24 protein-coding genes are annotated in these 23,208 nt (G+C 40.6%); 11 read left to right on the top strand and 13 right to left on the bottom strand.

The annotated features are described in order from the left end of the window. Position 1: 1 nt before the first annotated feature. Both ACN20O_RS03640 and ACN20O_RS03635 read right to left on the bottom strand, forming a co-directional pair. A complete protein-coding gene (locus ACN20O_RS03640) occupies positions 2-2,392 on the bottom strand; it encodes a S41 family peptidase (protein WP_491637308.1) in 2,391 nt (796 codons plus the stop codon). Positions 2,393-2,505: 113 nt separating this feature from the next. Continuing rightward, the gene (locus tag ACN20O_RS03635; RefSeq protein WP_491637306.1) at positions 2,506-3,492 is read right to left on the bottom strand and encodes a metallophosphoesterase; all 987 of its coding nucleotides are present in this window, start codon (positions 3,490-3,492) and stop codon (positions 2,506-2,508) included. A gap of 391 nt (positions 3,493-3,883) precedes the next feature. On the opposite strand from ACN20O_RS03635, the gene ACN20O_RS03630 reads away from it, so the two are divergent. Together ACN20O_RS03630 and ACN20O_RS03625 are read left to right on the top strand one after the other, a co-directional pair. Then, positions 3,884-4,915: a BON domain-containing protein gene (locus ACN20O_RS03630; protein WP_491637304.1), complete on the top strand. Its 1,032-nt coding sequence runs from the start codon at positions 3,884-3,886 to the stop codon at positions 4,913-4,915. A gap of 131 nt (positions 4,916-5,046) precedes the next feature. After that, positions 5,047-5,784, top strand: a complete 738-nt coding sequence (locus tag ACN20O_RS03625; protein WP_491637302.1) for a PHP domain-containing protein — start codon at positions 5,047-5,049, stop codon at positions 5,782-5,784. Between the two features lie 19 nt (positions 5,785-5,803). Here ACN20O_RS03625 and ACN20O_RS03620 read toward each other — a convergent pair whose 3' ends face one another. Beyond that, positions 5,804-6,331: a YceI family protein gene (locus tag ACN20O_RS03620; protein ID WP_491637300.1), complete on the bottom strand. Its 528-nt coding sequence runs from the start codon at positions 6,329-6,331 to the stop codon at positions 5,804-5,806. Between the two features lie 121 nt (positions 6,332-6,452). Between ACN20O_RS03620 and ACN20O_RS03615 the strand changes: the two genes are divergently transcribed. From ACN20O_RS03615 to ACN20O_RS03595, 5 genes are all read left to right on the top strand, one after another. Next, positions 6,453-7,352 (top strand): LysR family transcriptional regulator, encoded by a 900-nt coding sequence (locus tag ACN20O_RS03615; RefSeq protein ID WP_491637298.1) that lies wholly within the window; start codon positions 6,453-6,455, stop codon positions 7,350-7,352. An 86-nt stretch (positions 7,353-7,438) separates the two neighbouring features. Further along, on the top strand, positions 7,439-8,593 hold the full coding sequence (locus ACN20O_RS03610; RefSeq protein WP_491637296.1) for an ABC transporter substrate-binding protein: 1,155 nt from the start codon (positions 7,439-7,441) through the stop codon (positions 8,591-8,593). 3 nt (positions 8,594-8,596) lie between these two features. Then, on the top strand, positions 8,597-9,493 hold the full coding sequence (locus ACN20O_RS03605) for a branched-chain amino acid ABC transporter permease (RefSeq protein ID WP_102244537.1): 897 nt from the start codon (positions 8,597-8,599) through the stop codon (positions 9,491-9,493). A 5-nt stretch (positions 9,494-9,498) separates the two neighbouring features. Further along, a complete protein-coding gene (locus ACN20O_RS03600; protein ID WP_491637294.1) occupies positions 9,499-11,337 on the top strand; it encodes a branched-chain amino acid ABC transporter ATP-binding protein/permease in 1,839 nt (612 codons plus the stop codon). Further along, positions 11,330-12,049 (top strand): ABC transporter ATP-binding protein, encoded by a 720-nt coding sequence (locus tag ACN20O_RS03595; RefSeq protein WP_102244535.1) that lies wholly within the window; start codon positions 11,330-11,332, stop codon positions 12,047-12,049. The genes ACN20O_RS03600 and ACN20O_RS03595 overlap by 8 nt, the downstream gene beginning before the upstream one ends. Here the strand turns inward: ACN20O_RS03595 and ACN20O_RS03590 are convergent. From ACN20O_RS03590 to ACN20O_RS03555, 8 genes are all read right to left on the bottom strand, one after another. After that, positions 12,046-12,576: a hypothetical protein gene (locus ACN20O_RS03590; RefSeq protein WP_491637291.1), complete on the bottom strand. Its 531-nt coding sequence runs from the start codon at positions 12,574-12,576 to the stop codon at positions 12,046-12,048. The genes ACN20O_RS03595 and ACN20O_RS03590 overlap by 4 nt on opposite strands. 3 nt (positions 12,577-12,579) lie before the next feature. Next, positions 12,580-13,221, bottom strand: coding sequence for a Rossmann-fold NAD(P)-binding domain-containing protein (locus ACN20O_RS03585; RefSeq protein WP_491637289.1), 642 nt, complete (start codon positions 13,219-13,221; stop codon positions 12,580-12,582). 1 nt (position 13,222) lies between these two features. Further along, on the bottom strand, positions 13,223-13,507 hold the full coding sequence (locus ACN20O_RS03580; RefSeq protein WP_491637287.1) for a hypothetical protein: 285 nt from the start codon (positions 13,505-13,507) through the stop codon (positions 13,223-13,225). Positions 13,508-13,638: 131 nt separating this feature from the next. After that, positions 13,639-14,424 carry a MetQ/NlpA family ABC transporter substrate-binding protein gene (locus ACN20O_RS03575; protein WP_491637285.1) on the bottom strand — a complete coding sequence of 262 codons (786 nt, stop codon included), beginning with the start codon at positions 14,422-14,424 and terminating at the stop codon, positions 13,639-13,641. Between the two features lie 9 nt (positions 14,425-14,433). Beyond that, complete coding sequence (locus ACN20O_RS03570) at positions 14,434-15,093, bottom strand: methionine ABC transporter permease (protein WP_102244530.1); 660 nt, start codon at positions 15,091-15,093, stop codon at positions 14,434-14,436. Further along, positions 15,093-15,827, bottom strand: coding sequence for a methionine ABC transporter ATP-binding protein (locus ACN20O_RS03565; protein ID WP_491637283.1), 735 nt, complete (start codon positions 15,825-15,827; stop codon positions 15,093-15,095). Before ACN20O_RS03565 ends, ACN20O_RS03570 begins: the two co-directional genes overlap by 1 nt. Before the next feature lie 2 nt (positions 15,828-15,829). Next, on the bottom strand, positions 15,830-16,225 hold the full coding sequence (locus tag ACN20O_RS03560) for a methylglyoxal synthase (protein WP_491637281.1): 396 nt from the start codon (positions 16,223-16,225) through the stop codon (positions 15,830-15,832). Positions 16,226-16,284: 59 nt separating this feature from the next. Further along, on the bottom strand, positions 16,285-17,910 hold the full coding sequence (locus tag ACN20O_RS03555; protein ID WP_491637279.1) for a hypothetical protein: 1,626 nt from the start codon (positions 17,908-17,910) through the stop codon (positions 16,285-16,287). A 102-nt stretch (positions 17,911-18,012) separates the two neighbouring features. Between ACN20O_RS03555 and ACN20O_RS03550 the strand changes: the two genes are divergently transcribed. After that, complete coding sequence (locus tag ACN20O_RS03550) at positions 18,013-18,327, top strand: cupredoxin domain-containing protein (protein WP_491637277.1); 315 nt, start codon at positions 18,013-18,015, stop codon at positions 18,325-18,327. A gap of 32 nt (positions 18,328-18,359) precedes the next feature. Here ACN20O_RS03550 and ACN20O_RS03545 read toward each other — a convergent pair whose 3' ends face one another. Next, the gene (locus tag ACN20O_RS03545; protein ID WP_491637275.1) at positions 18,360-20,318 is read right to left on the bottom strand and encodes a methyl-accepting chemotaxis protein; all 1,959 of its coding nucleotides are present in this window, start codon (positions 20,316-20,318) and stop codon (positions 18,360-18,362) included. A gap of 451 nt (positions 20,319-20,769) precedes the next feature. On the opposite strand from ACN20O_RS03545, the gene ACN20O_RS03540 reads away from it, so the two are divergent. Further along, complete coding sequence (locus ACN20O_RS03540; protein ID WP_491637273.1) at positions 20,770-21,060, top strand: cytochrome P450; 291 nt, start codon at positions 20,770-20,772, stop codon at positions 21,058-21,060. Here the strand turns inward: ACN20O_RS03540 and ACN20O_RS03535 are convergent. After that, positions 21,057-21,578, bottom strand: coding sequence for a lysophospholipid acyltransferase family protein (locus tag ACN20O_RS03535; RefSeq protein WP_491637271.1), 522 nt, complete (start codon positions 21,576-21,578; stop codon positions 21,057-21,059). The genes ACN20O_RS03540 and ACN20O_RS03535 overlap by 4 nt on opposite strands. A 172-nt stretch (positions 21,579-21,750) precedes the next feature. Here ACN20O_RS03535 and ACN20O_RS03530 point away from each other — a divergent pair, with 172 nt between their 5' ends. Both ACN20O_RS03530 and ACN20O_RS03525 read left to right on the top strand, forming a co-directional pair. After that, positions 21,751-22,317 carry an energy transducer TonB gene (locus ACN20O_RS03530; RefSeq protein ID WP_491637269.1) on the top strand — a complete coding sequence of 189 codons (567 nt, stop codon included), beginning with the start codon at positions 21,751-21,753 and terminating at the stop codon, positions 22,315-22,317. A 156-nt stretch (positions 22,318-22,473) separates the two neighbouring features. Further along, a complete protein-coding gene (locus ACN20O_RS03525; RefSeq protein WP_491637267.1) occupies positions 22,474-23,163 on the top strand; it encodes a hypothetical protein in 690 nt (229 codons plus the stop codon). The last annotated feature ends 45 nt before the right edge of the window (positions 23,164-23,208 follow it).

Raw genomic sequence — 23,208 nt, 5'->3', positions numbered from 1 at the left:
TTTATTGAATTTGAATATTAGAAATGCTTCCGCCTTTTCCAGAGAAAACTTCATCACTGATGACTTTGAATTTTAGATCTATTTTCTTACCAGCAAAGGCAGCTAGACTGATATGAAAGCTGTCATTGATTGGTTTAGAGTTCGGTTCCATCAGTTTTGTTTCTTTTCCATCAACAATGGCCACAATCTCAAAGAAGTCATAATCAGGCTCTGTATCCATTGTCAGGTCAAACGAAAGCATGGCCTCTATCTTTGGAAGTTCAACTGAAAGAGTCGCCTCAGTTACTGATTCCGGGCAATAGCCTTCAAGTACAATAGAGTTTGCTGATTTTTTCCAGCCGCAATCTGCATTTTGTGGATAAACAGTTGTAACTGTATCACCGATAATATTGATGTCTTGTAACTTTTTAAATGCTGGAAGTGTTTCAAGAAGGAGTGAAGTTCTTAAAACCGGAAGGCGTGATGAAGCACTACGGTCAAAACCGTAGACTTCGACAGTTTCAGTTCCATAAGGTGTGTTTTTAGAGCTTAAAACAATAGCAATTTTATCCTGCTCATTTTTTTCAAAGCGCTGAACAAACTTTTTATTCTTAAAGACTGAAATATAATCAACATTTCCAACTGCTGCTTCTAGGTTAACCACTGTATCGCCGTGAACCTGAATTGAATTTTGGTCAAAGTTGACAAATGTGTCAGAAGATTTCTTTAATGATTGGTCTTTTAGGAAATCATTATAAATTCTAGCAACAACAGTTGAATTTGAAGTTAAAAGGTCTTCAGCTTCTTCTTCCAGGACGATATCACTTGCAACTCCGCGGTCTTCAATCAGAGAATTGTCGATCATGCGGTGAGCATGTCTTGCAGTCACTCGCATTGAGATATTTTGTGGTGGAACTGGCATTTCAACAGCATCAAAAGCTGGTTTTAAATATCCCGTGGCCCATACGTTGGCCCCTCCACCAAAAGTCGAGTGGTCAGTCCCGTAGATTTTCACTCGCGCATAGTCTTTCATGACAGCAGAGAAAAGGTCACAAGATGAAAAACACTCACTGTTAGTTAGAAGAACAACTTTACCAAAATAACTTTGAGAAACGCGTGAAAGATCTGAGATTGTTGTCAGGTTTCCTGGTCCAACAAGAGTATTGTTATCGACTTGAGGAAGCATTAGTTTTAACCATGATGGATCGTCTTTAAACATAAATGACATAAAGTCATTTGCTCTGACATAAAAAGGAATGTTTTTTACAGGCATAGCTCCAAAAAGAGCGGCCATTTTTTCAGCAAAACTGATTTGCCCGCCATAGTTTCCGCGAAGATCGATAACAAGCGCACTGGTATCTGCCAGGTTTTGAGTTAAGACTTTTTTGACTTCGGCCACTGCGGCGTTTGGACCTTCTGGGGTATCAAAGCTGTCTAGTTTTAAGTACCCAAAACGTTGTCCCTGAAATGGGATTTCTTTCCAGAAAAGATTAGGGTGCTTTGTCGTATGTAAATCAACCAAGCTAACAAGACTAGAGTCTGCTGTAAGAGATTTTTTCTTAAGGAGTGGAAGTTTATTCTTAAAGAACGTGATGAATTTATTCTTCCAGTTTAAGAAGAATGTCTTACGTTCTTTTAGTTTTACTTCTCTTAAGTTCACATCTGTTTTTCCAGATTGAGGTGCTTTTTCTTCTGTTTTTTCCTTTAAGCACTCAGGGTCAAGGCGGGCAATCCACGGTGCAGTAATCGAATACATTTCACCATTAGGTCTTTTAAATGAGGCAACGATTTGATCATCCTTCTGTAAGATAGTTCCGTAATGACCACGAAAGTAAAGATCAATTGTTCCCTGAAAAATAACTGCATCAGGAGTAGAAGCTCCAACCGCAGCTGCGCGGGATTTGATATAGTTTAATGGAGAGACATTTTGATAACTCACTAATTCATCTCCAGGAGTCATCATTTGAAGATCTGGCGAAAGTGTTTTTAAATTAGGGTTAACTGAAGTGACGATAATTTTATTGGCCTTCATTTTCTGAAGAGAAAAACCAGTTAGTGAACTGTAACAAGCATAAGGCTTAGGTAGGTTATAGTTAACGTGGAAGTCACGAACGCTGGTATAAATGGCCAGCATTCTGGTATGGAATTCAACTTCATCCATCTCGTGGTAGCGGTCTTCAATAATTTTTAAATCTGCCAGAGGATTGGCCGGATAAATCGACATCTTGTGTTCAAGATTGACATAAACCTTAGAAAATAAAGTTCTAGTGTAAGAGATGATGAGCTCTTTATCTTCGTCAGAGAGTGGTTTAAACACAATCTGGTCGCGAATTTCTTTAAGTGGTTTGTACTGAAGATCTGCAGCAAAAGTATTTGCAGAAAAAACCAATAGAAGGCAAAGTAATGACTTCATTAAACATCCTTTATTAAGAATAGATGTGATTAAAAGAGCAAAGCTTATGCCGAGGAAAGGCTTTTGAATTCAAGAGGCTGAAAGGGAGATAAAGATAAAGAAATAGTCAGTGTCTAAACTTTAGACAGTTTTAGAAGAGTGATTTCGGAAGCAATCCCAAAACGGTTGGCCGGACCCCAATAGCCTGTTCCCGGGTTGACGTAAAGCCAGAGTTTGCCGTGGCGGTTGAGTCCGCGGTAGTAGCGGTGAGCGATAGGGATGAGTAAGCTAAAAGGAAAAAATTGTCCGGCGTGAGTGTGCCCGGAAAATTGCAAATTAAAACCGTATTTTTCAGCCTTCACATATGGGTCTGGTCTGTGAGCAAGTAGAATATTAAAATCTGTTTGCATTTGTGTTTCACGTGCTTTTTTTAAATCCGGGCGGTGCTCTTCTGAAAAAGATCTGCCGACAGGATCGGGAACTCCTGCGATTAATAATTTAGCAGAACCTACATTGAGGATACGGTTGGTATTGATTAAAAGTTCAAACCCAAGTTTTTTTAATTCCGGCAATAACGTTTCGACTCCCCAGTAATATTCGTGATTGCCTGTCACATAAAAAGTTCCAAAGCGCGATTGCAGTCCTGAGAGCGGTTGTAAATGTTTTTTGATCGGCTCTGTATGGGCATCGGCAAGGTCACCCGTGATGACGACGAGGTCAGCATGAGTCTCATTTGTTTTTTTGATAACCCTATTTACATAGCGGCTTTGAATCGTTGGTCCAATATGCAAATCGCTGATCTGAGCGATTTTTAAATTTTCTAAATCGGCCGGAAGATCTTTGATCGGCAAATCTACTTCAACAACTTTTGGACCGCGAAGAACTTCGAGAAAACCAAGCAGAGTGATAAATGCAGAAAGACTAAGAATGACTGTGTAACCGCGAGGACCGATAAAAAAATCACCATCTCTAAACATTGAAAAAACAAAATGAACAATATCGATGGGAATAGAAATCATAATAAATGTTCCCCACCATCCCATAAAGAGTGAGCCAATCCACGTCAATACCATAAACCATTTGGCCTCAAAGGCATCAGGTTTGTTGCGCGAAATAAACATGGAAGAAATCATGAGTGCAAAAAAAACGGAGGTTCCAGCGAACATGATATAGGGGTGCGTAGGAGCGATCTGTAATCCTTTAAAACAGGTGTAGGCAAATAATGAAGAGAGGACAAATAAAAATGGGATCATGTATTTCTCACTGCCTCTCATCATACGAAAACGTCTTCTGTATGCAAATGTAAAATTGTGAATAACTCTATGCTTACTTTCATGTGACTTCCGTTTTTGCCCCTTTCTGTTTGGAATAATGTCCATTCCTGATTACGAGCACCGCGTTTTATGCTCCTCGAATTTGGCATGCAAACTGCTTTTAAGAGTGAGCTTATGTTTCTTAAAAAATCTAAGAACATTTCTACACGTCGTAGAACTTAAAACATGGAGGACTTTTATGAACCGTAGACACCAAGGACAACAACCCACTAGGAATGCCAGCACTTCGTCACTTAACAGACAAAGAGGAGGCCAATTCAATGCAACTTCATCATACGGACAAAATTATGATCAAGACCAAGACTACGAAACAAGTGGACAATACCGCAATGAAAACAGAGCAAACTACTCAGGCACAACTAGTTCGTGGGGAGACGATGCTTATGAGGCCGGAAGGGCTCCAAGCTTCAGAGACACAGATTATGACATGGACGGAGCTACTTACGATCGTCCAGACAGACATCAAAGAGGAATGAGTTCTTCTTATGATTCATATGAAACGAACGACCGCAATAGAACATCATCAAGATTTTCGTCACTAGATGATGACAGAATTTCTAGTGGAAGATCAATGATCGGCAACAGATTAGAAAGAGGTCTAGCTCATGACAGAGAAAGATCTTGGGATAGATCTTTTGATAGACCATCGGAAAGAAATTTTTCAAACAGAGGTCTTGAAAGATCAGCTTCATCTTCTGAAAGATTTGGATACCCATCGAGCATGGACTCTTGGGGACATCAAGGTCAATACGATCGTTACCAATACAATTCAGGAATCGGTCGCCCTGCTCAGTCTGGATGGATGGGGTCTGAGCGCGACACTTCATCAGAGAGCAATTACGATTCACAAATCGGAATGAGAAATTCAAGCTTTTTTGGAAAAGGGCCAAAAGGCTACAAGCGTTCTGATGATCGCATCAAAGAAGAAGTGTGTGAAACGCTGGCAAGAAACCCAAGAATCGATGCAAGTGATATTGAAGTAAAAGTCGAAGAAGCTTGTGTCACACTTTCTGGAACAGTTGAGAGCAAAGAAGTAAAACGTGCTGCTGAAATGGCGATTGAAAACCTTTCAGGAGTAGAGGATGTTAAAAACGAAATCAGAGTAAAAAAAGCAGACGATTCAATGTTTGCTTCTTCAACTGGTGGAAAAAATGCTACATCAAGCAATAAATCATCAACTTCACAGACAAAAGGTTCTGGCCACCTTTAATCTATAACGTAAAATTTAAAGAAGCCTCGGAGAAAGTCCGGGGCTTTTTTATTAGGATTTTATCAAGAACGAGTTGACTGAATCTTAACGAGACAAGACAGAATTTTTCTCGCAATCTTTAGTCAATGAAGATGACAGATTTGCACATTCATTCGACATACAGTGATGGGAAGCTAACCATCCCTGAAATTGTCGACTTGTATGGCAAACGTAAGTTCAAGATCATTGCGATCACAGACCATCTTTGTGAAGAGGAATCTTTTTTAGGGAAAGCATCTAATTTCCTGGATAAAACCCTGACAAAAGAAACTTTTTCCTCATACTTAAAAGAAATCGAGCTTGAAGCTAAGAGAGCGATGGAGATGTATGGGATGCTGGTGATACCAGGTGTAGAGTTCACTAAAAACTCACTGTTCTTTAAGCGCTCGGCCCATGTTCTTGCTTTAGGTATTAAAGAGTATGTGCCGGCCGACAGAACGATTATTGAACTCTTGGATGAAATCAAAAAGCAAGGTGCTGTATCGATTGCTGCCCATCCCGTATCTACAAGAGTGGTAGAACATCAGACTTTCCATCTCTGGGATAACCGCGAAAATTTACGTGATAAATTCGATGCCTGGGAAGTCGCAAGTGGTGCACATTTTTTTGATGAAGTGTTTGAAAGTGGTCTTCCTATGATTGCTAGTTCAGATTTTCATCATCCTAAGCAAATCAATTCGTGGAAGACCATGATTGACTGTGAACTTAATTTTGAATCAATGGCGAAGGCCATCAGAGAGCAAAGAATTGAATTTATAAACTACTCCGAGTTCAATTCGAAATCCGTCAGGCTCCAGCAAGGTTTTGTGTTCGAAGGTGTACACATTTAAACCTTGCTGGAGTTTTTTCTTAAACTGCTTTTACAAATTGCACGTCAATCGAAATATTCACATCGTCTCCGACGAGTAATCCGCCAGCTTCTAAGGCCGCATTCCAGGTCAAACCGAAGTCTTTGCGTTTAATCTTAGCGGTTGCGCTCGCGCCAACTTTAGCATTTCCCCATGGGTCTTTTAATTCTTCTGTCGGGCCATCGACTTCCAGAGTGACAGTATTTGTTACACCGTGGATAGTCAGGTCTCCGATGATTTTTAAATCCCCGCCTGATTTTTCAAAGCGAGTCGATTTAAAAGTAATCGTTGGGAATTTTTCCACATCAAAAAAGTCTGCACTTTTTAAGTGAGCATCTCTTTGTGCTTCGCGAGTATTAATGCTTGCAGCTTCAATGGTTACGTCGACAGACGAGTTGCCCAAATTAGCTGTGTCGTATTGAAACTTGCCGCTCATTTTTTCAAATCCACCGTGAACTTGAGCGATCATCATATGCTTAATAGAAAAGTTAGCTGAAGAGTGAGAAGGGTCGATGTTGTAAGTATTCATATAGTCTCCTTTTTGTAAGTGAGGTTTGTTTCTCTCTTGTGTCTACATTATCGGAGATTGAGATATTTTATTAGATAGGAATAACTAGAATTATAATTCAGCCTAATGTATAATCTTTTTCATGGATTTCAATGAAGTAGCGATATTTATCAGCGTAGTACAAGAGGGAAGCTTTAGTCAGGCGGCTAAAAAGCTGGGCATGCCCAACTCAACGGTAAGTGCAAAAGTCTCTAATCTTGAAAAGAGATTGGGAGTAACACTGATTCAAAGAACGACCAGAAAGTTAAATATCACTCCGGCAGGCCAGGCCTATTTCAAAAGATGTATTCAAGGACTAGAAGAAATCAAGGCCGCTGAATCAGAAATCGCTGCTGTCCAAGGTGAGCCTCAAGGACTCTTGCGCATTACTGCACCTAATGAATTGGGAAGCAGTATCCTTCCTGGCATTGTTTCTCAATACATTAAAAAATACCCTAAGGCGCGCATTGAAGTTCTCTTAACTGATAGAAGAGTAGACTTGCTTAGCGAAAATGTTGATCTTGCGATTCGCGCAGGAGAGCTTAAAGATTCCAGTTTGATTGCCAAAAGAATTGGGACTCTTTACTTTGCTCCGTTTGCGTCACCAAAATACTTAAAGACAAAAGGAACGCCGACTCATCCACGTGAGCTTCGCAATCATAGCTGTCTTCAGTTCACACCTGTTGGTGTGGATGAATGGAAGATGACAAGTGCCAAAGGTTCTTTAAATGTTCCTATACCAGGCCGCATCCTTATTAACGATATGTTTGCTTTAAAAAAAATGGCCTTGATGGATGATGGTATTGTTTTTCTTCCTACCTATTATTGTTATCAAGAGGTAAAGTCCAATAAGCTTATAAGGATTTTACCAGAGTGGAGATCACACTTAACTCCGATACACTTTGTTTATCCAGCACAGAGATTCGTGACGCCAAAACTTAGTGCCTTCATTACTCTTGCAACAGACATCATCAAGCGTAGTTTTGAAGATTACGAGATTTAAAAAAATTCTGTTCAAATACTGTCAGCTTCTTTAGACTTTTATTAGTTCTTTCTCTTTTCCTTATTAATTCACAAGGAGTGTAACTGATGAAGCGTAATGTTATTTTAGTGGGGCTACTTTGCTTAGCAACCATGTTTGGTTGTAACAAAAAATCAGACGAGATTAAAATTGGTGTTTATGGACCATTCTCAGGTGGATCTGCACCGATGGGTGTTTCAATGAGAAACGGTGTAAAGATTGCGATTGAAGAGATCAACGCTGCTGGCGGTGTTCTTGGTAAAAAAATCGTTATGATCGATCGTGATGATGAAGCAAAAAACGAGCGTGGTGGACAAATCATGCAAGAGCTTCTTGATAAAGAAAATGTTGTCGCAGTTCTTGGACCTGCTAACACAGGTGTAGCGAATGCTTCAACTCAGTACACACAACAAAAGAAAATCCCTCAAATCATCAACCTTGCTGCTGGAGCAAAGGTAAATGAATTCTTCGCTACAAATCCTGAAAACTATATTTTCAGACTTGCAGCTGGTGACGATGTTCAGTCAAAAGTTATTGTTAACCAGGCACTAAAAAGAGGAGCTAAAAAACCAGCTCTACTTTGTGATGACACTAACTACGGACAAAATGGACGTGAAAAAATGGAAGCGGCCCTTGCTGCTGCTGGTGTAAAGCCAGTTTACGTTGGTAAATTCAAAATTAAAGACACTGACATGACAGCTCAACTTCAAGAAGCAAAAGCTGCTGGTGCAGACGTTATCCTTGCTTACGGAATCGGGCCTGAGTTAGCAGCTGTTTCTAACTCAATGGATAGAATTTCATGGAAAGTTCCAATGATCGGATCATGGACTCTTTCTATGTCAAACTACACAACAAATGCTGGTAAAAACGGAAACGGAACAATGATGCCACAAACATTCATTGAATCTAATGCGACTTCACCAAAGCAACAAACTTTCCTTAAGACTTATGCAGATAAGTTTAAAGAATCTCCAATCTCTTCAGCAGTTTCAGCTGCACAAGGATACGATTCAGTTTACCTTCTAAAACTTGCAATCGAGCAAGCTGGAACCACTGAAGGACCAAAAATCAGAGAAGCTCTTGAAAACCTAAATACTACTTATGAAGGACTAACTGGAACATACACAAAGCCGTATTCATCAACAGATCACGAAGCAGTAAAAGAAGCTAATGTTCTTCTTGGTATGGTTCAAGACGGAAAAATCATTTCATCGGAAAAATAAAAAATGACTGAAGTTCTACAACTTTTAATTTCAGGTTCAATTCAGGGCATGATCTATGCCCTGATTGCATTTGGATACAACCTGACGTTCTCTACTTCAAAAACCATTAACTTCTCTCTCGGGCAAATCGTAATGCTCGGAGGTGTTGTGGGCTACATTCTTTATGTGAACATGCAAAGCGGCCAGCACTCTGGTATCCCTTTCATCGTTCCACTTATTGCCGTTTTACTGATGGGGATGCTCTCGGGTGCACTAGTGCACAAGAGTGCTGTTGAACCTTCTTTAAAATTTAAGTCAGAATACACCTGGATTCTTGCGACCCTCGCGATGGGGATCATTATGAAAAACGGTGTAGAGCAGCTTTGGTCGACAGGGGATTATAAAATGCTCTCTCCATTAGGGGATGACATTTTAAGATTTGGTGGAATCGGGGTTTACGCTCAGGAGATTTTAATTGTTATTGTCTCTCTGGGAATTGTTTGTGGAGTGGAAATCTTTAAACGCAGAACAATTTACGGTAAAGCGATCCAGGCAGTGAGTGAAGATAAAGCGACAGCAAGCTTAATGGGAATTCCTGAGAAGTTTGTGATCACTGTCTCTTTCATGATGTCTGCCTGTATTGCTGCCATCGCCGGTCTTTTAGTTGCTCCACTCACTTTCGTTTCCGCTTCAATGGGAACGGTTTTAGGGATTAAAGCTTATTCAGTTTCCATCATTGGTGGTCTTGAATCAGGTTTTGGTCCGTTAGTCGGAGGATTGATTCTTGGAATTTCAGAAGCCTTCACGGCGAGATACATCTCGACAGGATATAAAGAGATGCCTGGATTTATTTTCTTAATCATTGTTATTTTATTTAAACCAAACGGATTGTTTGGGAAAAAGATCATCAAGAAGGTGTAGTCGAAATGGAAAAAGCAAAACTGACAGGTTCGCAGAGAACCATTAAACTCCTTCAGCTTCTTTTGATTCTTGTTCCTTTCACATTGCCGTTGTGGGTTCAAAACGAATACTACGTTCACAGTATCTTAGGACGAATCTTTATTTATACTATTCTCGTTGTATCTCTTGACCTTGTTGTCGGATACATCGGAGACATTTCTATCGGTCACGCCGGCCTTTTTGCAGTTGGTGCTTACACGATGGGTGTTCTTAACTCAACAGCGGCGGCCAACATGGGCTCAACGATGACTCTCTTTTTAGAGTGGCCATTTTTCCCCGCGCTTATAGCTTCTGTGATTGTCACCGGATTCTTCGGTTTCCTTCTAGGTTTCCCGTCGCTTAGAACTTCGGGTCCATACCTGGCCGTAACAACTATTGCTTACGGGCTTATCATTTACACTTTCATTAACGAGCAAGAAACTTTAACTAATGGAACTAAAGGGATTCAAATGGCCCCTTTAAAGTTTTTTGGCACATCTTTTAACGACAACAAATTTATATGGTTGGTTTATCCATTTCTTCTTCTCGTTATGTACTTTAAGAGCAACCTTTCAAAAAGTTTTTGGGGGAGAGCATTTGAGGCGATTAAGTTCAGCCCGATTGCCGCTGAAAGCTCTGGGATTTCAAAAGTACGTTATAAACTTACGGCCTTTATTATGTCGGCCTGTATCGCTGGTCTTGCCGGCGCACTTTTTTCTCACCTGGATAGCTACATTGCTCCCAACACATTCAGCATGGACTTCTCAGTTCTTGCTCTAATGGCCCTTATCTTCGGTGGAGTTCGCTCAACTTTTGGTAACGTGATTGGGATGGCACTGGTTGTAATTCTTCCAGACTTATTCACATGGTTCAAAGACTACCGTCTGATGGTGTTTGGTCTTTTACTTCTTTTAACTCTTTTCTTCCTGCCAAATGGTCTTGCGGGATTAATGAAGAAATTCTTCCCGAACCTTTTTGCTAAAAGGCTTCCGATTTTCACGGCAAGTGATAAATCGAAAATCGAATTCCAGATTGAAAAGTGTGAAGATGATCACACTCCTTTATCGCTAGATAAAGTAGAGATGCGCTTTGGTGGTCTGGTGGCGGTTAACCAACTTGACCTAAAAGTAAAACCAGGATCAATCCACGGACTAATGGGTCCAAATGGTTCTGGAAAGTCGACAACTGTTAACGTTATAACTGGTCTCTATAACCAGACAACTGGTGACGTCAATGCTTTTGGTAAATCAATCGGTAAACTAAAGCCCCATGAAAGAGCAGAGATGGGAATCGCCAGAACATTCCAAAACCTTCAGCTCTTTGGTGACCTGACTGTTTTAGAAAATGTTCAAGTTGGTTTACATAAACATTATAAGTCTTCTTTCTTTGCCGTTCTTCTTGGACTTCCTTCAGTCGCCCGTGAAGAAGAGCAAAAACAAATTGAAGCTTACCGTCTGCTTGAATTCGTGGGTCTTGATAGCCTGGCCAATGAGCAAGCAAAGAACTTAGCTTACGGTCAGTCGAGACGTCTGGAAATTGCCCGTGCAATGGCCCTAAGACCAAAACTGATTCTTCTTGATGAGCCAGCAGCTGGACTAACGACTCTGGAAATCAACGAGTTCAATGAAATTATTTTAAAGATTAAAGCTGCGGGAATCGCTGTTCTTCTGATTGAGCATCATATGGATATGATGATGAAAATCTCGGATGAAATTACAGTACTAGATTTCGGAAAGAAAATTGCTGAAGGGAAACCTTTAGACGTTCAAAAAGATCCAAACGTTGTTAAAGCGTACTTAGGGTCTGAAGGGGCAAGCCATGCTTAAGGTAGATAATGTTGGTGTAAGTTACGGTGGGATTAAAGCTGTTAGAGGTGTGTCCATCGAATTAAAACCAGGAGAGCTGGTGTCTCTGATTGGTTCAAACGGTTCAGGGAAAACGTCGCTTCTTAGAGCTATTTCAGGTCTGGTTGATATCGACCAGGGAAGTATTTCAATCGACGGAAAGGATCTTTCGGGAATCAGTGCTCATGACCGCGTGAAAATGGGTCTCGCTCATTGCCCAGAGGCCAGAAAGATTTTCGGGCAACAAAGTGTAATGGATAACCTTCTTCTAGGGGCTTTCCTGCGCTTTAAAAAAGAGAAGAAGAGCGAAATCAATCAAACGATTGAAGAGGTTTTTAATATCTTCCCAAAACTAAGAGACCGCCAGAATCAACAGGCGGGAACAATGTCAGGTGGAGAGCAGCAGATGCTGGCAATCGGAAGAGCTTTAATGTTAAAACCAAAGATTCTTATTTTAGATGAGCCATCAATGGGGCTTGCTCCGGTTATTATTGATGAAGTTTTCAACGTTGTTGGAAGAATCAAAGAAACGAGAACGACATCTATTCTTTTAGTTGAACAGCTTGCTTACCGCGCACTTCAGCTTGCTGACCGCGCCTACGTTTTAGAGCAGGGTGTAGTTCGTATTGAAGGAACTGGAAAAGAGCTCCAGGATAGTCCGGAAGTTAAAAGTGCTTACTTGGGTGGGCACTAAGATTCTTCGTTCTGGATTTTGACATCGAGAGAATTTTTAACAAAGTCATCAATCAATTTTTTTTCTTTTTCATTTTTGTTGCGCTCGGATTTCAGCAGAAGTCCGCGTGCTTTTTCTGCTTCTTCTTTGCTGATCGGAGTGTATTGACGGCCTTTAGTCCAACCGTAGCCCCATGAATAAGAGGCATCTCCAGGGCGTCCGCCAAAACGCACTCCAATGTACATTAAAAAAGCACTCAATGATGAGCCAGTCATTTTCACACATTCTTTTAGTTTTTGGTCAGAATTTTCTCTCTCATCTTCTGTGCCACCAATCCAATAATGAAGGTCATGAGTAAAGCAACAGCCCGCCCATTGGTCCGGATTCTCTTTTTTGCCATCAGGCCATTCAGAACAGTAATCCGTTGTAAAAGGAACCAGAACTGGACTTTCACTTAGATGTTCATTTTGACGAAGTGGGTTCGGGCTTAAAAGAGCGCATGATGAAAGAGAAAAAAGCAAAAGCAGAGTGAAGGATTGTTTCAGCATAATTTAAATATCAACGGCATTGATGATCTTTATTTTGTTGGCCGTATTCTTTCCTTCTTTTAACATTCTTTCGCTCAGGGCTTCAATAGTAGTAGCGAAGCTTTTTTCAATTCTTTCCGGAAGTATACTTGAGAGAACTTGGGTTAGTTTGATTGTCGCCTTCTCCAGAGGACGGTGAGCTTTTCTCTCACCTATCAAAAGACCTGGTCTCAGTAGGATCAAACGGTTCAAAGAAAGTTTTAAAAGGGCCTCTTCAGCTTCACCTTTAACTTTATTATAGAAGATAGAAGAGTGAGGATTAGCACCTGCTGCAGAAATCACCACCAGTGATTGAGACTTATGATACTCAGCAAGCCTTCCAAAATTAACAACGGCATCAAAGTCTACTTTTCTAAAATTCTCTTGTGTGCCGGCGATTTTAATCGTGGTCCCCAAACAGCAGAAATAAAGTTCACCTTTCATTTCCTCTTTGCGATTCATCAGATCGGCAAAGTCTGAGACGAGAATATTTTCTAATTTAGTGTGATTGAAATCGAGAGGTCTTCTAGTGACAGCAATCACTTTTGTTATGGCCTGGTCTTTAAGAAGTTTGGATAAAAGCAGGGCCCCTGTGAGCCCTGTTGATCCTGCAATAACGGCAATCAAATTATTGTGCTTTCGCTATAGCTGTACCGTAGTAAGAAACAACTACTGTACAGAATTTTCCGTCAGCTCCGGCCCATGTATTGTAAGTTGCCGGACGTTTGCTTGTTTCATCGACAGTGATTTGAACGAATGTTGGAGTTGTTGTGTTGTTTGAAACAACACCACAAAGCTCAGCCACTTTACGTTCTTGATTGATATAAACATATGAAGTGATTTTTACAGATGGCGCTTCAGCAAAAGCGTTGAAGCTGATAAGAGCAAGAGAAAGAAGCATAAATTTACGCATGAAAAACCTCCGAGTTGTTTTTTTCTTTTTCTTAAAAAAGTCCTCTCATAGGATAGCGCAGTTGAAGCATTAGGTTAGGGGAGATTTCAATCTTTTCCTTACAAAAAAAGGCCCTCTTGCGAAGGCCTTTCTTACTTCCATGATGATGGATATTTATAACCTTTAAATTTGTTCTTGGCATAAGTTTGAAATTCTTTTGAATTCAATGCTTCTTTAACAGCTCTAGCAAAGTCACTGTTAATATCCTTAGTTCTCACGACAGCCCAGTTTACATAAGCGTCACTTTTTTCGGCCATTAGTTTTGAAGTTAGCGACATACCTGAGCTAACTACATAGTTACCATTGATGATCGCGAAGTCTACATCTTGAGTGGCCCTTGGAATTTGGGCCGCTTCAAGTTGAACAATCTTGATGTTCTTTGGATTTTTTACAATGTCTTTCGGTGCAATTTTAAACGGGTCGAATTTAGCTGGAAGTTCAATCCATTTTAAATCAGCTAAGATTAAAAGAGCGCGTGCCAGGTTTGTCGGGTCATTTGGCATAGCGACTGTGCTGCCATTTTTTACTTCAGAGAGCTGCTTTAATTTTCCAGGGTAAATTCCCAGAGGTGCCGTTGGAACTTGAGCAACAGGAGTCAGCTCCAGGCCCTTCTCTTTTGCAAATTGATCAAGATATGGTTTGTGCTGAAAAATATTTAAGTCGAGTGACCCTTCGGCCAAAGCGATGTTGGGTTGAACATAGTCAGTAAACTCCACAACGCGGATTTTAAACCCTTTCTTTTCCAAAAGAGGTTTTAAGCTCTCTCTGGATAATTCAGCAAAGTCACCAACAGTGGCACCAATAACTTTTTCAGTGGCGCTCATTGCAGGTGTGACACTTAATAAACTCATTAAAGACAAAAGTAACAATTTCTTCATCACTAACTCCTAACGTTTATCTAATTTTCGTGAAATATAGTTTCCGATCATTTGAATAATTTGAACAAAAAGAACCAGTCCCAAAACAGTAACAATCATAATGTCTGTCTGAAAGCGGTAGTATCCGTAACGAATCGCCAGGTCTCCAACACCACCGCCTCCGATAATTCCGGCAGCAGCAGAGTATGAAAGGTAGCTGATCGTTAAAGTAGTGAACCCTAAAATAAGTGGAGATCTTGCTTCTCTTAAAAGCACACTAAACACGATTTTAGGGAGAGTGGCCCCCATTGATTGGGCAGCTTCAATCGTCCCACGAGGAACTTCCAGCAGGGCAAGTTCGACTAATCTGGCAAAATAAGCGATACCAGCGATTGAAAGAGGAACAGTGGCAGCAATTGGACCGATTGTCGTTCCAACCACTACGCGGGCCAGAGGACCTGCGGCAATCATTAAGATAACAAAAGGAAATGAGCGGACAATGTTAACTAATCCACCAACGATAAAATGAAGAGTGTTATTTTTTAGCAGGCGCTCTTGTTTCCATAGGTATAAGTAAATCCCGATTACACCACCAAAGAGGGTAGAAGTCGTGAGACCGAGAACCAACATATAAAAAGTTTCCAGAACGGCTTTTTGCAATTCAGGCAAAAGTGAGATGATATTTTCCATTAGAAATCCCTCACTAGTGCTTTACCGTATTCAGTTTCCGGAGAGATTAAACCATTTTTAACTTCTAACGTTTCCTGAATCTTTCCATCTTTAAAAAGCGAAACGCGATGACAAAGCCTTTTAACAACGGTCATCTCGTGAGTTGCAATAACGATGGTGAGATTTAATTTTTTATTTAAGTCGATTAAACAATCCAGGATTTCCCCTTTCGTTAAAGGGTCAAGAGCACTGGTTGGTTCGTCGGCAAGAAGAACTTTTGGGTGATTGGCAATGCTTCTGGCGATGGCCACTCTTTGTTTTTGTCCGCCTGATAAAAGGGCGGGGTAGGCGTCCTTTTTCTCTCTGAGACCTACAAGATCAAGACATTCTAAAACGCGTTTTTCAATATCGTTTTTTTTCCAGCCGGCAATTTCCAGAGGAAGAGCGACGTTGTCGGCGACAGTTCTATTGGCAAGTAAGTTGAAGTGTTGAAAAATCATTCCTACTTTTTGTCTGACCAAGCGAAGTTCGCCAGCATTCTTTTTTACCAGGTCAACACCTTCCAGGAAGATGTGTCCGCTGGTAGGGACTTCAAGCAGGTTGAGGGTTCTAAGCGCTGTTGATTTTCCCGCTCCTGATAAACCTATAAGACCGTAGACTTCACCGCTTTTGACATTGAAGCTGATATTATCCAGAGCTTTAGTTGCTCCGTGTTTTGCACTGTAAGTTTTAGAAACAGAATCAACAACGATCATAATTATTCTTTTAAAAGATTTTTATGTAGCCCTTTTACAATTAATTGAGCTGAAGAAAGGTTCGTTGCTAGCGGAACATCGTGAACTTCACAAATTCTTAGAAGTGAAGAGATATCCGGTTCATGTGGGTGCATTCCTAGTGGATCGCGCATAAAAATCACAGCATGGCATTTTCCAGTTGCCACTAAAGCAGTGATTTGAGCATCACCACCTAATGGTCCAGATAAGTAACGTTTTACTTTAAGTCCAGTCTGCATCACCATCTTTCCAGTTGTAGAAGTAGCGACGAGATTAAATGTTTTTAGGAATTCAATGTTATCTTTTACAAAGCTGATCATGTCAGCTTTTTTTCCATCGTGAGCAATAAGGGCGAGAGTTTTTTTCTTAGGGGATGCCATAGGGACCTGCTTCTAGAGTTGTTAGAAGCAGTATAACGCCTGAAGAGGCTTTCTGACAATTAAATGAGACCCACTTCTTTAAGAATTGTGTAGGCCTTATCACTCTTGGCATCGTCTACATTTTTCGGGTAGTTCTGTAGCCAAATGTCCACTAAAGCTTTCTTGCTGTCGGTAAACATCTGTTGGAAAGTATACTTTTCAGCTGTATTGGCAGGCTTCTTTTTTGACTGGGCCACAATGCTCTTTAAGATCTCTTTATTACTCTCTAACACGCTTAAAGCTTTGGCCGGATTATTGTCATAGTAAAGAGCGATATTAGCTTCAGCTAATACCCGGGCCTTACTTGCCTGGGCACTGATATGGGCCGAGTCTTTATATTGCAGGGCCATATCAAGGTTAGTTTGCTCATCTTTAGAAAGTTTTGGGAACTTTGATTTTAGGATTTTTGCCATCTCTGTTCCAACAGGTGCCATGATCCCTGCATTAGCACGGGCAAAGAGAATGATCCCGCTTTGGCTTTTTGGATTCTCTTTAATGTAATTAACAACGGCCTTAAGTGACTGGTTGCTGTTGTAAGTGACTTCACCCCAGACAACAGCATCTTTTACATAGCTTTCTGCACCGGCCTTATTGGACTCATATTGTCCAGAGCAAATTTTGCAAGCGGCAGTGACGGCTTCTTTAGAATCATCTTTGGTTGGAAGGCAACATGTCTCACATGAGTATGGGTATTCGATTCCTTCGCCGTGGCGGATTCCTAAGTTGTGAAGCTGTTCATGAAAGATTGTTTTTGTAAGTTCGGCCACTTCTTCCTCTGTCCCTTTTCCTGGCTTTTTCGGATAAGCAGGCGAGAGTGAAATAAAGGGGTGGTTTGCTTTCGGATTAGTGATTTTATCTTTTTTAGAAGTAGAAGCATGCCCCGCTGTTCCTTTCCAGTCGTATCCAGCTTCATTACAGAGGATACTGACGTGGTCTTTTTCAATTAATCTTTTAAGTCCCATAAGATTGTTGAGAGCACCATTGGGGGCCTTAGGATTGGCCTTGGTATTTTTTTGGGCAAGATCGCTTAAACAACTAAGGCCTTGCCCCATGGATTGAGACATAATAGACGAAAAGGTTTTTACTCCCCAACTGCTAAAGCAGGATTGGTGGATTTTGTAACCAAAATCTGTCTCAATAAAACCATTGTTAAGTTTCCCCATCGCCTTGGTGATATCTGCTTCAAGCACCGTTGCAGCGTTGAGAAAAGGGGAGATGGCAGGATCACAAGCTTCGCCTTTTTTTTGTCCAATAGCTTCATGATCGGTAATTGTTTTATCGTATTTGCCATCACTATCGGTATCAATCTCAGTGGTGGTGATATAGAGTTTTAACTTTTCATTGCGGTAAACTTTTAGTTTTCGATCTTTTTTCGTGATGGTCTCTACCGGTTCAGTGTCACTGACATAGGCTTTAATCTCGCGAGTTTCATCCATCACTCCGTCGAAGTCGAGGTCCTGCTCTTTTTTGACCAGCTCACCACTTTCATAGGTTTCAATCAGGTCGATTTTTTTATCATCGTTGTAGTCATAGGAGACAACCTTGGTTTTTCCCGTGACTTTTTCAGAGACAGGGTTTGAACCTGCAATGGCAGATTGGGAGAAAAGGTAGATAAAAATGATTGAGTATGTGATTAAGGTTTTCATCTTCTATAGTATCGGAGCGTCAATCTCTTTTATTAAGAGTTGTCACGTTTTTGGAAGCATTGGCGTATAATCTTTTTGGTAATCAATACAACAGGAGTAAACATGAAAACTTTGATTTTAGCTCTTTTACTTTTAAACACGAGTGCCTTTGCCAAGGAATACAAGATGCTGGTGACTGAAAAAGGGTATGAGCCAAGCTCTCTAAAAGTAAAAGCGGGTGAGCCGGTGACATTAAAGATCACTAGAAAGACCAATGCCACTTGTGCCAGAGAAATCACAGTTCCTTCTCAGAAGTTAAAAGTGGATCTTCCATTAGATAAAGAAGTGACAGTTAAAGTAGCAGCACTTCAAAAAGGCGAGATTAAATTTGGTTGTGCAATGGATATGATGATTGGCGGAGTCATGATCGCAGAATAAGGCAGAGAGTTTCCTCTCTGCCCCTTTCTTTATTAAGCAGCTTTATTCTTAGATCCGTAAACTTCTTCTTCAAGCATTAGGATAATGTCAGACAAGTTGTCAGCTTCTTTAAATAGAAGCTCTGACTGGTTGGCAGTTTGATGAACTGTCTTCGTATTGTCCTGAGTAGTGATATCCAGCATGTTCATAGCATCTGAAATATTTTTTACACCTTTAGACTGCTCTTCAGCAGCAACAGTCACATCACCCATCAGATGTTTTACTGATGAAACGTTGTGAACGATCTGATCCAGGATCTCTTCGCATCTTTGTGCTACTTTTGTCCCGTGGTCTACTTTGGCCTTTCCTTCATGAACTAGAGTCTCTACGCGCTTCTTTGTTTCGGCGATGATTCCAGATACACTGGAAATAGACTTCTCTAAAAGTTCATTGATCTCTTTAGAAGAGTTACCACTCATTGCGGCCAGGTTACCAACTTCTTCCGCAACAACGGCAAAGCCTTTCCCCATATCTCCGGCACGGGCCGCTTCAACAGAAGCGTTGAAAGACAGAAGTTTTGTCTGGAAAACGATATCGTTGATAACTTTTGTCTTTTCAGAAATATCCTGGATAACGCGGATAATTCCTTCGATTTCTTTATTACTGTTTTCGATTTGAAGAACGATGTCATGATTACTTTTTCTGATATCATCCATTGACTGGCGCATTTGTTCAACTGTGCGTTTTCCTTCTGTAGCGATTTCAAAACTGTTATTGGCCTGCTCAGAAGAGTTTTTAGCGTTGTCCACACTTTTGACAACCATGGCACTAATCTCTTCAAGAGTTGTCGCTGTTTCCTGAATAGCTGAAGCCTGCTCCTGAGTGGCGCTTGAAACCTGGAAAGAAGCATCTTTTACAGTGTTACTTCCATTTCTTGTGACATCTGCAGACTCTTTTAAACGATCGGCAAGGACAATGATTTTTCCGGTGATTTTTCCAATCAAGAAGTAACCGATAAGTAGAGCTGAAAAGGCCAGAGTTAAACCGATAGCAGACAGAATTCCTACTTGTTTATAGATTGGACCAACGATGGCCGTTTTAGGTATGGTCACTTCAATAAACCATGATTCGTTATTCATGTTGATTTCGGTCAAAATACTCATGTTGTGTTCATCAAGAATGATGTGTTTGTTTTTATCCTGAAGGCGTGATGCCGTATATGGGACATAATTATCAATCTTCTCAGTGAAGATATTTTTTAGCAGTCTGCTTTCATCTCCAGTAAATCCAATGATTGATCCGGCCTTATCGTAGATGATGATGCGCGATCCTTTAGGAAGGTTTTTTGTATCAGTTAAAGTCTGGAAGAAAGTCAGGTCAACATCTGAACCAACTTCTCCGTAGAATTTGCCACCGCTAATAACGGGAGAGGCAAGAGTAATAAGTAGAACCGTTTTACCATTAACCGGGTAAGCGTAAGGGGCAATAATGACATCTTTCTGCATTTTTTTAGGCAATTGATAGTAGTCACCTGGCCCTTCTTTATCGTAGTCAACCAGTGCTTCCAGTAAAATTTCATTAGAAGATTTTCTCGTCATGTAAGGAACGAATCTTCCTGAAGCATCGTAAGGGACTTTGCCTGCGTACTCAGCGTCTTTCCCATCAAAAGCATTTGGTTCCCAACCAGTGTTGAATCCAAAAATTGTAGGATTTGCCAGGAATTGAGCTTTCATCATTTCTATGACTCCTTCTCGTGTCACTTTTAGAGGGTGATTTTTATCTTTTGTCTGCGCAAGGTTTCTGGCAAATGAACGAGTCACTTCGAAGGCCTGTGAAATTTTGAATTCAATTTCAGATGCAACATCTTCAGCGTACTTCTTTGATTCAAGTTCAGCTTTTTCGAAAAGTTCATTTTGAAGAGAGTAAGCACTGTAAGCAGTTAGAGCGATAGAGACTACAAAGATACTGGCAGCGGCCCAGGCCAATAATCTAAAATTTAGCGATTTTTTCATGTACCATCCTTAGAGAGATAATCGTTAGATGGTGTCTGTTCGTAAAATTAAGAGAATTAATTTATAAGTAAAAAGTAAATTACTGCAAACTTAAAGCTGGCCTCTGAAGTGACTTGAATTGCGAAGGTTTCTAAAGATTTCGAATTGTTTTTGTCGGAATCCTTAATATCTTCTTAAAGTAAAATTTAATTTTCCTCAATTAGTCTTTACTTTTTTTCAGCATCGAATTTTTCTCATATATTTTAAAATGTTACGAGGTAAGTCTTTTTTAGTTCATTAAAGAAATCAAAGCAAGAAGTCATACGAGCATTTTAAAGTTGATTAAGTTTATTACTGCTTATTCGATATGGAACTTGCGAAATAATTAATTTGGGAAATTTATTGAAACACATATATTCCACATCTTTGGGAGACTAGATGGAAGCAGTAAAGAAAAAAGACACATTTCATAGTGAAGAAGAATTTGATTCAGCATCATCCAGACTATTGGGAGAAACCAGAAGAATTTAACCCTTACCGTTTCCAAGAGGAGCCAAAACCGCTGACCTTTATTCCTTACGGAGCAGGACAGAGAGTGTGCATGGGGGAGAGACTGGCCAATTTAGAAATGGCGACGATGTTTTTAAAAGTCCTGTCGAAATTTAAAATTGAGGCCCTTGAGCCTAAGCTGCATATTGAAATGAATGCGCAGGTTTCATTGAGACCGCAAACAGCAGTGAAAGGAAGACTCATTAAGCGCTAAGTGTTTTCGGAGTTTTCTAAATCGAGAACGCTTTGGCGGACAATTGATGTGATTTGAGAGAGTGAGAGTTCAGCGACGTTAGGAATAAGAATGGGTTGCCCCACAATAACTTTAGAGTCGTAAGGAATAATCACTGAGTCACCTTTTGGCATGGCCTTCCCTAATCCTTGCATATAGATCGGTACAAAAGGAACATGCGGGTGTGTTTTTAAAATGTAGGCAATTCCATTTTTAAATTGCCCCATGATTTCAGGTTCTCCACGAGAGCCTTCCGGAAAAAGTAGAATCGACTTTTTTTGAGACAGAGCTAAATGAATCGCATCCATCGACTTTTCAAAATTTTTAAGCCCCTTGCGCTCAATAAGAATTGTATTGAAGAAAAATTCAAAGAAACCTCTGGCCCATGGGCTTTTGCCGAAATAGTCGTTGGCGGCAATCGGGTGAGAGTCCAGGTGATGTTTCATCGGAACCATAGATAAAAAGGCCGCGGTATCGAGGTGGCTGTTGTGATTGGCCACAAAATACATTGTTCATAATGGGGAAATTTTTTTGAATGGGGGAATGAGATTCCAACAAATAAACGAAGAAAGTTTTTTAAAACAATCTTAAAAAGAAAAAAGTGAACGGTGTACTTCAAGTAACGCTTCATCATCGTTTTACAGTTTAGCACAATATTGGTATCAATCCTCCATGCCAAAAATAACTTATTCCATCATTCTGGCGGTGGGAATTCATATTATCGTCCTGCTCTTATCGGGTTTATTCTTAAGTAAGGATTCCTGGCGCGAGCGCAACCTGATAGATATTCAATTTACTTCTTCAGGTGGTGGATCAAGGCTTTTTCCTGATCAACCTGTCGTGAAAAAAGCGACGGGCGTAAAAACAGAAAAGCCGATTTCTCTTGGGCAAGAGAGTGCTTCTGCGTCCGCTGCTTCAAATGGAGCTTCGGCCGTAAAAAATGAAGCTCATGGAAGCGCCGAAGGCCCAGGATCAGGCGGAGGTTTTAATGAATCAGTCACTAGTTTCAGCGAGCCGGATTACCCACGATTGGCCGTGAAAAGAAGCCTTGAAGGTCAGGTTAAACTTAGAGTGAATGTCTCTTCAGAAGGCCTTCCCGAAAGCACCGTCGTTATCGAAAGCAGTGGCCATGACATCCTTGACCGCGCAGCAGTTGAGGGCACGAAAAAGTGGAGATTCCAAAAGAAGGGTTACCCTTACGCTGTAGAGAAAAATATCGTCTTTAAACTTCGTGGATAACCAAACTAGATTTCAGTCATTTATTAGTGTGAGACTTTGCGCGTCACCCTAGGCAGAATTAACTTCTTCTTACAGCTCTCTCTTAACAAAAGATTTATTAGACAAAAAGCTCTCCAGCAGAGATATTGCACGCATCAAATTCTAGGGAGGTACTCAATGTTTAAGTCGTTTTTCATTGCGAGCTTTTTATTACTAAGCACTGTTTCTTTCGCACAAGAAGTAGATCCAGCTCTTGTGATCTCTAGTGTAGAAGTTCACGAAGTTGAAACACCAGATGACAAAGCAACTGTAGAGCTTCCTAAAGTTCCAACAAACCCAATTGATGAAGTGGCAATGTACCTTGATGGTCTGATTGCTATCGGAAAAAAAATCTGGCCGATCATCGAAGCTGGAAGACCGGTTATTACAACTAATGGACTGATTCCCTCTTTAAGCGTTCTTCCGCACATTGAAGGAAATGCAGCTAAGACTGAACTTTATCAGATGGCCGACTGGTCAGCTCCTAAAGCTGTCAGCTACCGCGTATCTTACAAAAACCTATACGGAAGCGAAGTGATTGGCTTCACTTATACTGTTTTTTTCCAATACAACGGTTCGTATAAAGGAAACGGAAAATACATCACAAGTCTTAAGGTTCAAGCAAGCCAGGTCTATGCTGCCTGGGGATTTAACTTTGATGCAACTTCTGAGTTAATCAACGTGGCAAACGTTGGTAGTGAAGAAAACCCAGTGGCCTCTGCGATCATTCAAATTTCATACAAGGCCAAAGGGCTTTTAAACGAAATGAGAAACTCAGAGAGCTTCTATGTTGATGGCGCAGGGACAATGCAATTACTAAACCCATAATTCCTTTATCAGGGATCATAAACAGGCGAGACTTAGTCTCGCCTT

This window comes from Bacteriovorax sp. As-1 (assembly GCF_058446905.1).
Note: the sequence above shows the minus strand (reverse complement) of the source record. Positions and strands in the feature narration are given on the sequence as shown.